Origin of the sequence: Onishia taeanensis, from assembly GCF_900100755.1 — a bacterium.
GTDB lineage: Bacteria > Pseudomonadota > Gammaproteobacteria > Pseudomonadales > Halomonadaceae > Onishia > Onishia taeanensis.
The window spans coordinates 79,079-92,746 of sequence record NZ_FNCI01000001.1; the positions used below are offsets into that span (position 1 = coordinate 79,079).

The window sequence follows — 13,668 nt, forward strand, 5'->3', positions numbered from 1 at the left end:
GCCGGCATGTGAAAAAGAGTTAATCGAGCGAGATAAAGGCGGCCTGGTAGGCCGGCAATACCAGCTGTGATGCTTCGAGGCTCGCCTGGAAGCCGGGGCCGCCGAGCAGCCGGGCGTTGCCGTCGATGGAGACCGGCAGGGCGGTCTCCTGGGGCTTCCCGGTCAGATTGAAGACACACAGCAGTCGCTCCTGACCCTGCTGGCCGTCGGCCTTGCGGATGAAGCCGAGCAGCTCCTCGCCGACCTCGACCAGCGAGATATCGCCGTCGACCAGCGCCGGATGATCGCGGCGGAACGCCAGGATCGCGCGGGTCGCGTTGAGCACCGAGTTGGCATCATCCTGTTGGCGGGCTACCGAAAGCAGTAGGTGTCGGGTATCTACCGGCAGCCAGGGCTCGACTGGGGAGAAGCCGCCCTGGACGTCATCGCTCCAGGGCATCGGCGTGCGGCAGCCGTCACGCCCCTTGAATTCCGGCCACAGCACCTTGCCGTAGGGGTCTTGAATGCGCTCGAAGGGCACATCGGCCTCCGGCAGCCCCAGCTCCTCGCCCTGGTAGAGGCAGACGCTACCGCGCAGCGACATCACCATGGCCAGTGCCACCTTGGGATAGGCCAGCGGATCCTCATCGGCGCCCCAGCGGGTCGCACTGCGTACCACATCGTGGTTGGACAGCGCCCAGCAGGGCCAGGCATCGCCGGCCAGGCGCTGGAAGCGGTCGATCACCTCGCGGATGTAGCCGGCCGAATGGGGCTCGTTAAGCAGGTCAAAGCCATAGGCCATGTGTAGCTTGTCGCCGCCGGCGGTGTACTCGGCCATGCGTTCGAGCGGCTTGTCGTCACCGATCTCGCCCACCGTGGTGGTGCCAGGGAACTCGTCCATCAGGGCACGCAGGTCCTTGAGGAAGTCCAGGTTCTCCGGGCGGCTCAGGTCATAGACGTGGCGCTGCCAGGTATAGGGGTTGGCATCCGGCGCGCCCAACGTCTTGGCCTCGCCCGCCGGCACGGGCGGGTTGTCGCGCAGCTCGGTATCGTGGAAGTAGAAGTTGACGGTATCCAGGCGGAAGCCATCGACGCCCAGCTCCAGCCAGAAACGCATGTTGTCGAGCTGAGCCTGACGCGCATCCGGGTGGTGAAAGTTAACGTCCGGCTGGCTTTCCAGGAAGTTGTGCAGGTAGTACTGGCGACGTCGGGAGTCGAAGGTCCAGGCCGAGCCGCCGAAGATCGACAGCCAGTTGTTGGGCGGCGTGCCATCGGGCTTGGGGTCCGCCCACACGAACCAGTCGGCCTTGTCGTTGGTGCGGTCCTGGCGGCTTTCCTGGAACCAGGGGTGCTGATCGGAGGTATGGCTGATGACCTGATCGATCATCACCTTGAGGCCCAGCGAATGGGCACGCTCGAGCAGCGTCTTGAAGTCCTCGAGGGTGCCGAACATCGGGTCGACGTCGCGGTAGTCGCTGATGTCGTAACCGAAATCGAGCATCGGTGAGGTAAAGAAGGGCGACAGCCAGATGCCATCGACGTTCAGCGAGGCCACGTAGTCGAGCTTGTCGGTGATGCCCGGCAGATCGCCGATGCCATCGCCGTTGCTGTCCATGAAGCTGCGCGGGTAGATCTGATAGATGACGCCGCCGCGCCACCAGAACGTGGATTCTTGCATCTTGGATTCCATCGATGACATGAGCGTTATCCTTTGACGGCACCGGCGGTGAGGCCGGAGACGATACGGCGCTGGAAGATCATCACCAGGATGACCAGCGGTACGGTGACGGTGACCGACGCCGCCATGATCGGCCCCCAGGGCAGCTCATGCTGGCTCCCGCCGGAGATCAGGGCGATGGCCACCGGCACGGTGCGCTGGCTGTCGGTCAGGGTGAAGGTCAGGGCGAATAGGAACTCGTTCCAGGCGGCGATGAAGGCCAGCAGACCGGTGGTGGCCATGGCCGGCCACATCAGCGGCAGAAACACCTTGGTGAGCGTTACCCAGGGGGTGGCACCGTCCATGATGGCGGCTTCCTCGAGCTCTATGGGCAGCTGACGCATGAAGGTGGTCAGCACCCAGACGGTGAATGGCAGGGTAAAGATGGTGTAACTCAGGATCAGGCCGCCGGGGCTATTGTAGAGGTTCAGGGTGCGGATGACCTCGAAGAGGCCCGAGAGCACTGCGACCTGCGGGAACATCGACACGCCAAGCACTACCAGCATCACCGTGGTGCGGCCGCGAAAGCGCACCCGGCCCAGCGCATAGGAGGCGGTCACGCCCAGCAGCAGGGCGATGAACACCACGCTGATGGCGACCAGGATCGAGTTGCCGATGGCCTGAATGAAGCTGTCCTGAGAGAAGATTTGTGCGTAGTTGCCAAGGTCCACCGAGTACAGCCAGTAATCCACCTGGAACAGTTCGCTCGATGGCTTCAGCGAAGTGATCACCGCGTAATAGAAGGGGAAGATGGCGTAGACCATGATCACCGCAATCAGGGCCCATTTGCCGACTTGCTTGGCGAGCTTGATCTGCTGATAACGATTCATTCGTCGACTCCCAGTTGGCGCCGGCCAAGGTACAGATAGAGAATGGTCACCAGTGCGATGATCAGGAACAGCAGGGTCGAGGCGGCACTGCCGTAGCCCACGTCCTGGAATTCGACCAGCTGTTGGCGGGCGTAGATCGACATGGTCATGGTGTTGGTGGAGTTCGAGGTCAGCACGTAGATGACGTCGAACACGCGCAGGGCGTCGAGCAGGCGGAAGATCACCGCGACCAGCAGGGCGGGGGTGATCAGCGGCAGGGTGACGCGAAAGAACACCTTGACCGGGTGGATGCCATCGACCTCGGCGGCTTCATAGCAGTCCTTGGGCAGCATCTGCAGCGCGGCCAGCACCAGCAGCGCGACGAAGGGAATGGTCTTCCAGACGTCGACCATGATAACCGCCCACATTGACAGGGAGGCATCGGCGGTCCAGGCCAGGGGCGAATCGATCAGGCCAAGGGCCATCAGCAGATGGTTGATGATCCCGAACTGATCATTGAGCATCCAGGCCCACATCTTGGCCGAGACGATAGTGGGGATGGCCCAGGGAATCAGCACCGCGGCGCGCACCAGCATGCGGCCCTTGAATTCGGCGTTGAGCAGTAAGGCGACGATGATGCCGAATACCACTTCGAGGGATACCGATACCACCGAGAAAAACAGGGTGTTCCACACCGACTGCCACCAAACCGGGTCGGTGAGGATGCCGTACCAGTTACCATCATCAAAGACCAGGTAGTTCTCGATGCCGATCCAGGCGGCACCGGCGGTGTCCGACAGTGAGGCGTCGGTAAAGCTGAAGTAGAAGGTCCGCGCCAGTGGCCAGCCGGCGACAAGCGCCAGCGTGATCAGCATTGGAATCAGAAACATCCAAGCGGCGCGAACCCGCTGGCGGCGGACCTTGGTGCCGCGATAGCCCGCCTTGGTGGCGCGCGCCCCCACCCGGGAGGCGCTTTCGGTTGCAGGAGTGGACATCAGGACCTCCGGTTACCAGCGACGACGCTTGATGCGCGACAGCTCGCTATCCAGTTGGGAGACCGCCTCAGCACCGGTCTTGTCACCGGACAGCACGCTATGCGCGGCATTGAAGAAGCTGTTGCTGACGCGGCCGTAGTTGTCGCCGGTGGGGGCGGAGGGGCGAGCGACCGCATTGGTAAAGGTGTCGTAGAGGGTGCCAAAGAAGGGCACGGCCGCCAGCACTTCCTCGTCGTCATAAAGGCTGGCGATGGTCGGGTTGTAGGCGCCCTGGATGGCGCGGCGCTTCTGCTCGGCTTCGCCGGTCAGGAAGGCCACCAGCTCGGCCGCAACCTCGGGGGACTCGGTGTACTTGGAGACCGCCAGATTCCAGCCTCCCAGCGTCGCGGCACTCTCGCCGTCGGCTCCGTGAGGCAGCTTGACCACGCCGACTTTATTGCGCACGTCGCTGTCCTCGCTCTGGGCCAGCGACCAGGCATAGGGCCAGTTGCGCATGAAGACCGCATTGCCGGACTGAAAGACCCCGCGCGCCTCTTCTTCGGTGTAGTTGAGGGCGCCTTCCGGTGAAATGTCGCCGATCCAGCTTGCTGCCAGGTCCAGCGCTTCGGCGGCCTTGGGGTTGTCGATGGTGATCTCGCCGTCGGCATCGACGATGGTGCCGCCGCCGTTGCTCGCCACCCACTCTAGAGCGTTACAGGTCAGACCTTCATAGGCGCGGCCTTGGAATACATAGCCCCAGATTCGCTCGTTGCCTGCGGCCCGCTCGGCGTCCTGGATCTCCTCGGCGATCGCGGTCATCTCTTCCCAGGTCTCGGGCGCCTCATGGCCGTATTTTTCGAGCAGATCCTTGCGGTAGTAGAGCACGCCAGCGTCGGTGAACCAGGGCATGGCCACCAGGCGGTCGTCGATGGTGTTGTTGGCGACGATGGTCTCGAAGTGGCCGGCGGCGGCGTCCTCGCCGAGGACTTTTTTCAGGTCGAGCAGATGGTTGGCGAGTAGGCCCGGCCAGACCACATCGATCTGCATGACGTCGATGTCGCTGGACTGAGCGGACAGGATCTGCTGATAGAGCGAGAGGCGTTCGGTAGAAGAGTTGGGCGTCGAAACGATGTTGACGGTGTGGCCGGTCTTGTCTTCCCAGGCCTTCACGCCTTCCTCGCACAGGGCCAGTTCGGCGCCGACGGCACCGCAGGAGATGGTCAGCTCAGCGGCTTGAGCCTGGGTGGTGGCGGTGCCAGCGATGCTGGATAGGGCGATGGCGGACGTGATCAGGGATTTCTTGAGCATGGCGCTTCCTCGTCGTCTTGTTGTTGTCTGAATGGGCGAATCTTGGGTTAAACCAGGGTGGCTAGCGGCGATTAAATATTAACTTAATCGTTTAAGTTAATCGGTAAACAAACACTAGCCCCGGCGTTGGCCGCCATCAACCTAGACTTTGGGATTACCATGCTGGCCGGACCCTTTGTGGCCCGGCCAAGGAGGGGGAATGCTAGGAGGTAGGGTGGCTCATAGCGACAGCAGAAACAGGATCAGCGGCGGTGAGAGCAGCGACAGGATGAAGCCGCTGACCACGGCGATGGGCACGCAGGCCACGCCGCCATGCTGCTGGATGACTGGCAAGGTGAAGTCCATCGAGGTGGCGCCGCCATAGCCAATGGCGAGCGGTGTGGCACGATGAATCACCAGCGGGATCAGAATGAAGGCCAAGAGTTCCCGGGCCAGATCGTTGAAGAAGGCCACCCCACCGAGCAGCGGCCCCAACTGGTCGCCGATCAAGATGCCCGACAGCGAATACCAGCCGAAGCCGGCGGCCATGGCCAGCCCCTCGTTCCATTCGAGCGACATCAGCGGGGCGGCGATCAAGCCCGCCACCAGCGAGCTCACCGCGACCGTGGTGGCGATCGCCAGGCCATGGCGGTTGAGCAGTATCTGTCGGAGCGACATGCCGGAGTTACGCAGTTGGCAGCCGATCAGGGCCAGCAGAAGATATAGCACCCATTCGGCGAGGGTATCGGCGCCGGCGTGCAGGCCGTCAATGGCCAGCATCTTGCCGCCCAGGCCAATCAGTACGCCTGCGATCACCACCCCGACCAATAGCAGCGAGCCGCCCATGGCGGCCAGCTTGCTGGTGGGGGCGTTTTTCACCACGGGGGCGCCGCTGGCATGCAGGGCGCTACGCCGTGACAGCCACCATAGCGCGGCCAGGTTGCAGCCGGCGGTGATCAGGAACAGCAGCAGGGTCTGGCCTCCCATCCGCGATAGCTGTCCGCCTAGGTTATCCAGGCCGGCGAGACCGACGCCCATCAGCAGCAGGATGACATAGATGGCGCCGTTGACGGCGCGATTGACCGCGCCCAGCAGGCCGTCATGTTTGAGCGGCACCAGGTAGCCGAGAATCAGGGGCAGCAAGACGATAAGCAGGCCGGACAGCATCGGTTCTCCATGCGTAAATGGGTCGCCGATAGGGCAACCAGGAGGCGCTACTGTAACGAGACTCTTATATGAGGAGAAATGATTTTCGCTGATGGGGAATCAGCGAATGTAATGCTCATGGGCGCGACTCGATGCGCTTGCTTGGTCTGCCGTGGGGATTGCCGAGCTGGTCGCCACCGATTGGCGCCCTAGTTTGCCTTGGCCAGGTCATTGAATCGCAAACGCTTAAGGCTCAGGTGGCTGGTGCGCTCACCGTCCTTGAAATAGTCGGCGGCCAGCAGTAGGCCTGGGACCTCAGGCGTGAAGGTCAGTCGCAAGTCGCGATCGGGGTGCTCGCCACGCCACAGCGAAACGGTCACGGCCGAGAAGTTGCCGGCTGGCAGGTCGAGGGTGGTGGTCTCGAGGCGGCGGTAGTAGTAGTGCTTGGTCTCGCCCTTGTAGTTGGTATACGTCAGGGTGCAGGGCGCCACCTGGGGGTGCCAGCAAGAGGCTTGGCTGGCTTGTCGAGACAGTTCGAACAGTGCCGCCTGACGGTCGGGCCAGGCCGTAAGCTCACTCTCCCCGATACGGTAATCCTCGCCGATGCCCAGCAGCGAATAGCCGCCGGCGTAGTCGCTGCTGGTGACGCCGTCTTCAGCAAGGGTGAAGCGGCCACGTTCCCAGCCGTTGGCTACGGCAACGGAGGCGCGCATCTCACTGACCCAATTGCTGCCCTGACGCCTCAGGCTGTGGCTGATGTCGGCATCCGGCCAGCCGTCGATTTCCAGCCGGTAGGTGGCCTCGAAGGGGCGCGGCGCGGCCTCATTATCGGCGGCAACGGCATTGATGGGGGCGATGAGCACTAGGGCGAGGGCGGTCAACAGTCCCGCCAAGCCCGGCTGGCACCTCGCAGTGGCGAGTTTCATCTGCGTCTCTCCCAGGTCGGGTCTTAAGTCGGGGCTCAAGGTGTGATGATCAAGCGTGGTGCTGAAACCCTCATGGCTCAGATAGGCGGCAAGGAGAAAGGTTCCGCTGCTATCGTTGTAATGAATTGCGCGCTAACCTGATGGCTCGGCAACGCCGACCGTTGCGGGTGTCGGCGATTGCGTGAAGCTCTGTCACTTATGGATAAGAGGATGCGTTCTATGGCCAAGCTATTGTTGATTGCCGGCGACTTCGTCGAGGATTACGAGATCATGGTGCCCTTCCAGGCCCTGCAGGCCATGGGGCATCGAGTCGACGCCATCTGTCCGGACAAGCGTGAGGGCGATAGCGTCAAAACCGCGATTCACGACTTCGAGGGCGACCAGACCTATACCGAGAAGCCGGGGCATAATTTCGCGCTTAACGCCACTTTCGCCGAGATCGATCCCGCCGACTACGATGGCCTGGTCGTACCGGGTGGTCGGGCGCCGGAGTATCTGCGCCTGGACGAGCGAGTACTGGACCTGGTGCGCCACTTCTTCGATACCGACAAGCCGGTGGCAGCGATTTGCCACGGTGCCCAGCTGCTGGCAGCGGCGGTATCCCTCGATAAGCGGCGCGTCTCTGCCTACCCGGCCTGTGCCCCCGAGGTTCATCTGGCCGGTGGTGAGTTCGCCGATATCGAGGTAACCGATGCCATTACCTGCGGCAAGCTGGTGACCGCCCCGGCATGGCCCGCACATCCGGAATGGCTCAAGCAGTTCAACGCCCTGCTGTAAATAGGCCAGCGCCGGGCGTCTGCCTTGAGGCCTCTCGCCTCCTAGGTTTCAGACGCTAGGTCCGGTCTAGACGTAATGCCCTGGATCGCCCCGTTGGCACCTAACGACGGGGCGGTTTATTGCTTGCGGTTCCCCCCTCTGCGCTGGCTTGCGTATCATGGTGTCGAACGGTTCATCAGTGCTGTCCCTTTGCGGACATTTCCATTGTTTCACCCTTTCATGATTGCCCGTCCGATGACCTCCAAGCATGCCACTACCCGCGACACCCTGATTCAGGCCGGCGCCGAGTTGATTGCCGAACAGGGCTACCACGCCACCGGCATCAATGCCGTGCTCAAGGCCTCAGGAGTGCCCAAGGGGTCCTTCTATCACTATTTCTCGAGCAAGGAAGATTTTGGCCTTGCGGTGATCGAGGCCTTCGCCGATGCCTATGAGCAACGCCTCGATGAGCTGCTGGATAATGATCTTGCTCCCCTCGAGCGGTTGCGGCGCTTCTTCGCTGCCGGGCGTGCCGATATGTCCGACTGCGACCACAGCCGTGGCTGTCTGATTGGTAACCTTGGCCAGGAACTGTCGGCGCGCAATGCCCTGTTTCGCGAGCAACTGGATGGGATTCTCAAACAGTGGGAGCGGCGGCTCGCGGTCTGCCTGGAGCAGGCCCGCAGCGCCGGCGACATTGCGCCAGATACCGATAGCGAGGCCCTGGCGGGCTTTATCCTGGCCGGCTGGCAGGGGGCGATGCTGCGGGCCAAGACCCTGAAGTCGGTGACGCCCATGCAGCACTTCGAGGATATTCTCATCGCCCGAGTACTGCGCTGATCGCTGTGCTCCCGGGCGCTCCTGGGCGCACGTTGCCACGCCCAGGCTCGGCGGCCCGTTTCTTTCCGCTTCCTTCCTTTAGCTTACTGCCTGCGCCTTGAGGCCTCATGTGCTGGGCGGGGCTGTCTGCCTCAGTAGCCAGCTTTCGGGTCGATGCTTGGCACCTGTTCGCCGGCCAACCAGGCCTTGAGGGTGTCAATGACCTGGTCGAGGGCCGCATCACGCGGCGTGGGGGCGGCCATGTGCGGGGTGATCAGCACGCGGGGGTGTGTCCATAGCGGGTTATCTGCCGGCAACGGCTCCTGGGAAAAGGCGTCCAGCACGGCGCCACGCAGGCGCCCGGTGTCGCCGCTTACGCTTTCGTCTGCGTGCGGGGGCTCGGCGTTGACGGGCCCCAGCGCTTCAAGCAAAGCGGCCTCGTCGATCAGGCTGCCGCGCCCCGGGTTGATCAGGCTGGCGCCATGGGGCAGGGCGGCCAGGGTCTCGGCATTGATGATGCCTCGGGTCGCCGGCGTGTTGGGTAACAGGGTGACGAGGCTTTTGACCTGGCCAAGCAGGGTCGCGAGGCCTTCCTTACCGTGATGACAACGGATGCCTTCGAGCTGCTTGGGGTGGCGGCTCCAGCCGTGAACCGGGAAGCCATCAGCCGCCAGCGCTTGCGCCACTCGCGCGCCGATAGCGCCTAGGCCTAGTACGCCAATGCCCCATTCGGCCTTGGGCGTCACTGGCTGTTCCAGCCATTGGCGGTTGGTCTGCTGGCGGGCGTAGTGGTCGAAGTCGCGCTGGAAGTGCAGGACGCCGTAGCGCACGTAGTCGATCATTGGACTGGCCATGCCGGCATCGCGCAGCTTGACGATGGGGATGTCGGTCGGCAGCGCCGGGTTGTCGAGCAGGGCGTCCACGCCGGCACCGAGGTTGATGATGCCCTTGAGCGCTTGCTGTTCCTCGAACAACCAGCCAGGTGGCTGCCAGGCGACCAGAAAGTCGGCGTTTTGGCGTTCTGCCAAGGCGGCGTCGCTGGTCATTACCTTGGCCTTTGGCAATGCCTTGGCGATGGCAGCTTGCCACTGCTCGGCATCGGCTGAGTGGATGAGGATCTGCATGGTGACCGGCTCCTGTTCGATGGCTCTAATGCGGGGCTTGGCCAGGCTTTCACAATCTGGCAAGAAAAGACAATAAAGGCTTTGACGGAGGGCTCGGCGCCGGTGCTAGTATCAGCATTAGGTCAATGACCGACAGTTGTCATAATCGAGTGTCAAGCACTTGATAGCAATCGTTGTTTATCAATAGCAACGGCATGTTGGTGGCGATAATACGCCCTTTGGTCCCGGCCTTGGTCAGCAAGGCCGGTTTTGGTGATTCTTTGATGGCGAATGGCCCATGATTCAGGTATCCCTGCCCTTCACCCGTGAGGAGTACGCAAGCCGGCTGTGGAAGGTGCGTGCCGAGATGGCCAGCCGTGGTATTGACGTAATAATCGTCAGTGATCCCTCCAATATGGCTTGGCTAACCGGCTATGATGGCTGGTCCTTTTATGTGCACCAGTGCGTGCTGGTAGGGCTCGAGGGCGAGCCGGTCTGGTATGGCCGGCGAATGGACGCCAATGGTGCCCTGCGGACCTGCTGGATCGATCCGGAAAATATTACCTACTACCCGGACTACTACGTTCAGAATCCGGATATGCATCCCATGGACTACCTGGCCCAGACGATCCTGCCGTATTACGGCTGGCATCAGGGCGTGGTGGGCATGGAGATGGACAACTATTACTTCTCGGCCAAGGCCTATCAGAGCTTGCTGCGCGAGCTGCCCCACGCCCGCTTCATCGATGCCAATTCGCTGGTCAACTGGTGTCGCGCTATCAAGTCGCCACAGGAAGTCGAGTACATGCGCGTGGCGGCGCGGATCGTGGAAGGCATGCACTCGCGTATCCTGGAGATGATCGAGCCGGGATTGCCCAAGAGCAAACTGGTCTCCGAAATTTACCGGGTCGGCATCGAAGGTTGGCGCGATGACCAGGGCAAGATCTTCGGTGGCGACTATCCGGCCATCGTGCCGATGCTGCCGACGGGCAGCGATGCCGCAGCCCCCCATTTGACCTGGGACGACACCCCCTTTCGCAAGGGGGAGGGCACCTTCTTCGAAATCGCCGGTGTCTTCAAGCGCTATCACGCGCCGATGTCTCGCACGGTCTACCTGGGCACGCCGCCGCGCGACTTCATTCGCGCCGAGTCGGCATTGCTCGAGGGCATCGAGAATGGTCTGGCCGTCGCCAAGCCCGGCAACCGCTGTGCGGATATTGCCATGGCCCTGGGCTCGGCCATGGATAAGTACGGTTTCGACCGTGGCGGTGCCCGCTGTGGCTATCCTATCGGCATCAGCTATCCGCCGGACTGGGGTGAGCGGACCATGAGTCTGCGTCCGTCCGATGAGACGATCCTCGAGCCTGGCATGACCTTCCATTTCATGCCGGGTATGTGGGATGAGAACTGGGGCCTGGAAATTACCGAAAGTATTCTGATCACCGAGACGGGCTGTGAAACCCTGGCCGACTTCCCTCGCCAGCTGTTCGTCAAATAAGGAGACCTTCATGAGCATGTCAGAGAGCCGAGTGCGGCCTAGTCCCATTTCCGCCACAGTCGACTTCGAGGCCGAGGGCGTTCAGCACGGCTTCCTCAAGCTGCCGATCTCCAACGACGAGTCGGCCTGGGGAGCGGTGATGATCCCGGTGACCGTGATCAAGAACGGTGAAGGTCCCACCGCACTGTTAACCGGTGGCAATCATGGCGATGAGTATGAGGGCATGACAGCGCTGATGAAGCTGGCAAGCGACCTGGATGCCCAGCAGGTCCACGGTCGGGTGATCATCGTGCCGATGATGAATACCCCGGCCGCTCAGGCCGGCCGTCGGACCTCGCCGATGGACAGCGGCAATCTCAATCGCAGCTTTCCGGGCAATCCGGATGGCGGGGTGACGGAGCAGATCGCCGACTACTTCACTCGCTATCTGGTGCCGATGTGCGATGTGGTGCTGGACCTGCACTCCGGTGGCCGGACCCTGGATATCGTGCCGTTTGCCGCCTCGCATCAGCTCGAGGACCGGGACTTGCAGCGCCGGGCTCTCGATGGTGCCAAGGCCTTCGGTGCGCCCACGGCGATGATGATGTTCGAACTGGACGCCGAGAAACTCTTCGACACCGCCGTGGAGCGCCAGGGCAAGGTGTTCGTGGCCACCGAACTGGGCGGTGGCGGCACCACAACCCCCGAGCGCTTGAAGATCGCCGAGCGCGGCGTCAACAACTTCCTGATTCACTTCGGGCTGATCGATGGCGAGCTCGAGGGGCCGGACGAGCCTCAGATCTATGTCGATATGCCGGATGCCTCCTGCTATGTACAGAGCGAGCATCAGGGGCTGCTGGAACTGACGCTGGCGCTGGGTGAACCGGTCCGCGAGGGCGAGGTGATCGCACGGGTCTATGACATGAGCCGCACCGGCACCCCGCCAATCGAGTACCGTGCCGAGCGCAGCGGCCTGCTGGTGGCGAGACGCTTCCCGGCCCAGGTGGGTATGGGCGATACCATCGCGGTCATCGCCGATATCGTCGACGCCCTGGACGGATGAGGCCACGATGAAGCTCGATCGCTATGATCTGAAGATCCTCGAGATTCTGGCCGAGGACGGCCGTATCACCAAGTCGCGACTGGCAGAGGCGATCAACCTTTCTATCAGCCCCTGCTGGGAGCGGGTGCGACGTCTGGAGAAGGCCGGGATCATCGAAGGCTACGGTGCGCGTCTCAATTCGCGAATGGTGGTGCGCCGGACACCGGTCTGGGTGCAAGTCGAGCTGAAGTCACACCATGCAGGCGATTTCCAGCGATTCGAGGCAGAGGTCATGGCCACTCCCGAGGTCACCGAATGCGTGGCCGTTGGGGGTGGGGTCGACTATCTGATCAAGGTCGAAGCCGAAACCATCGATGCCTATCAGCGGTTGGTCGACGCTTGGTTGATGTCGGACATCGGTATTCAGCGCTATTTCACCTATATCGTCACCAAGACCGTCAAGCACACGGTGCCGCCGATTGCCCTTGCGTGTGAATAAATGACGCCCGTGTAAATCTCGTGGATTCCACTTCACGCAAAACTGACATAAGCTGGAACCGTAGCGAGCAGTTTGGCGATATCGCCTACTACGAGGGTGATTGGCGCCCAAGGCGGCCAATCGTTTTTAGGCTATCGCAATGCAGAGGTTCGCATGTCTTATTTCACTATTGCAGGGGTGCAGCTACAGGCACCTCACCACGGTGACAACACCGATGCTATGCGCGCCCGCATCGAAATGCTGGTGGCGCGCTTCCCCCACGTTCAGATGGTGGTCTTCAGCGAGCTGATGGCGCATGGCGCTTCCCCGCTGAACGCCCAGCCCATGCCCAGCGGCACCGAGGCCATGTTCTGTGAGCTGGCCGAGAAACACCGCCTGTGGTTGATTCCGGGCTCAATGTTCGAACAAGTCGGGGAGCTTGTTTACAACACCCTGAGCGTCATCAACCCGCAGGGGCAGGTGGTCAATCGTTTCCGCAAGATGTTCCCCTTCCGCCCCTACGAGGCCGGCGTTGAAAGCGGCACCGAGTTCGTGGTTTTCGACGTGCCCAACATCGGCCGTTTCGGTGTCTCGATCTGCTATGACATGTGGTTCCCGGAAACCACGCGCACCCTGGCCGCCATGGGCGCCGAGGTGATCCTGCATCCAACCATGACCGACACCATCGATCGTGATATCGAGCTGTCCATTGCCCGCACCAATGCGGCGGTCAACCAGTGCTATTTCTTCGATATCAACGGCGCAGGCGCGCTGGGTAACGGCCGTTCGATCGTGGTCGGGCCGTCTGGGGATGTCATCCATCAGGCGGGCATCGGCGAAGAGGTCATGCCGATCGAGATCGACATGAACCGGGTGCGTCGCGAGCGTGAGGCGGGGCTGCGGGGCCTGGGTCAGCCGCTCAAGAGCTTCCGCGACCGTCAGGTGGACTTTTCGCTGTACCGGAGTGAGACCCGTTCTACTCCCTTCCTCGACACCTTGGGTCCGCTTGCGAAGCCGGCGCGTCGGGATATCGAGCCATACTGATCGCCTCTCGTGTTGATGGGCGGCGTTTACTGAAAAGGAGTTCATGGTGGTAACCCCTATTATCCAAGGTTTACGACGTCTGTTTTCTCGCCTGATGAGTCACAAAAGCGC

At 62.0% G+C, this 13,668-nt stretch carries 13 protein-coding genes; 6 read left to right on the top strand and 7 right to left on the bottom strand.

Annotated features, from left to right (window positions below):
• Positions 1-19 precede the first annotated feature (19 nt).
• The 6 genes from BLR71_RS00340 to BLR71_RS00365 form a co-directional block, all read right to left on the bottom strand.
• Positions 20-1,657: an alpha-glucosidase gene (locus BLR71_RS00340; protein ID WP_092522760.1), complete on the bottom strand. Its 1,638-nt coding sequence runs from the start codon at positions 1,655-1,657 to the stop codon at positions 20-22.
• Positions 1,658-1,683: 26 nt separating this feature from the next.
• Positions 1,684-2,526, bottom strand: coding sequence for a carbohydrate ABC transporter permease (locus BLR71_RS00345; RefSeq protein ID WP_092521959.1), 843 nt, complete (start codon positions 2,524-2,526; stop codon positions 1,684-1,686).
• Positions 2,523-3,500: a carbohydrate ABC transporter permease gene (locus BLR71_RS00350; RefSeq protein WP_092521961.1), complete on the bottom strand. Its 978-nt coding sequence runs from the start codon at positions 3,498-3,500 to the stop codon at positions 2,523-2,525. The genes BLR71_RS00345 and BLR71_RS00350 overlap by 4 nt, the downstream gene beginning before the upstream one ends.
• Positions 3,501-3,512: 12 nt before the next feature.
• Positions 3,513-4,787 (bottom strand): ABC transporter substrate-binding protein, encoded by a 1,275-nt coding sequence (locus BLR71_RS00355; RefSeq protein WP_092521963.1) that lies wholly within the window; start codon positions 4,785-4,787, stop codon positions 3,513-3,515.
• 219 nt (positions 4,788-5,006) lie between these two features.
• Positions 5,007-5,933 (bottom strand): LysO family transporter, encoded by a 927-nt coding sequence (locus BLR71_RS00360; RefSeq protein WP_092521965.1) that lies wholly within the window; start codon positions 5,931-5,933, stop codon positions 5,007-5,009.
• A 188-nt stretch (positions 5,934-6,121) separates the two neighbouring features.
• Positions 6,122-6,838, bottom strand: coding sequence for a hypothetical protein (locus tag BLR71_RS00365; RefSeq protein WP_092521966.1), 717 nt, complete (start codon positions 6,836-6,838; stop codon positions 6,122-6,124).
• Positions 6,839-7,057: 219 nt separating this feature from the next.
• Between BLR71_RS00365 and BLR71_RS00370 the strand changes: the two genes are divergently transcribed.
• Together BLR71_RS00370 and BLR71_RS00375 are read left to right on the top strand one after the other, a co-directional pair.
• Positions 7,058-7,615: a DJ-1/PfpI family protein gene (locus tag BLR71_RS00370; protein ID WP_092521967.1), complete on the top strand. Its 558-nt coding sequence runs from the start codon at positions 7,058-7,060 to the stop codon at positions 7,613-7,615.
• 234 nt (positions 7,616-7,849) lie between these two features.
• Entirely contained in the window at positions 7,850-8,434 is a 585-nt protein-coding gene (locus BLR71_RS00375) for a TetR/AcrR family transcriptional regulator (protein ID WP_092521973.1), read from the top strand.
• Positions 8,435-8,565: 131 nt separating this feature from the next.
• Here BLR71_RS00375 and BLR71_RS00380 read toward each other — a convergent pair whose 3' ends face one another.
• Entirely contained in the window at positions 8,566-9,537 is a 972-nt protein-coding gene (locus BLR71_RS00380; protein WP_092521975.1) for a 2-hydroxyacid dehydrogenase, read from the bottom strand.
• Positions 9,538-9,814: 277 nt separating this feature from the next.
• On the opposite strand from BLR71_RS00380, the gene doeA reads away from it, so the two are divergent.
• The 4 genes from doeA (at position 9,815) to BLR71_RS00400 (ending at position 13,557) form a co-directional block, all read left to right on the top strand.
• Complete coding sequence (doeA, locus tag BLR71_RS00385; RefSeq protein WP_092521977.1) at positions 9,815-11,014, top strand: ectoine hydrolase DoeA; 1,200 nt, start codon at positions 9,815-9,817, stop codon at positions 11,012-11,014.
• A 10-nt stretch (positions 11,015-11,024) separates the two neighbouring features.
• Positions 11,025-12,056, top strand: coding sequence for a N(2)-acetyl-L-2,4-diaminobutanoate deacetylase DoeB (doeB, locus tag BLR71_RS00390; protein WP_092521979.1), 1,032 nt, complete (start codon positions 11,025-11,027; stop codon positions 12,054-12,056).
• A 7-nt stretch (positions 12,057-12,063) separates the two neighbouring features.
• Positions 12,064-12,534, top strand: coding sequence for an Lrp/AsnC family transcriptional regulator (locus tag BLR71_RS00395; protein ID WP_092521981.1), 471 nt, complete (start codon positions 12,064-12,066; stop codon positions 12,532-12,534).
• Positions 12,535-12,687: 153 nt separating this feature from the next.
• Positions 12,688-13,557 carry a carbon-nitrogen hydrolase family protein gene (locus BLR71_RS00400; protein ID WP_092521983.1) on the top strand — a complete coding sequence of 290 codons (870 nt, stop codon included), beginning with the start codon at positions 12,688-12,690 and terminating at the stop codon, positions 13,555-13,557.
• Positions 13,558-13,668: the final 111 nt, after the last annotated feature.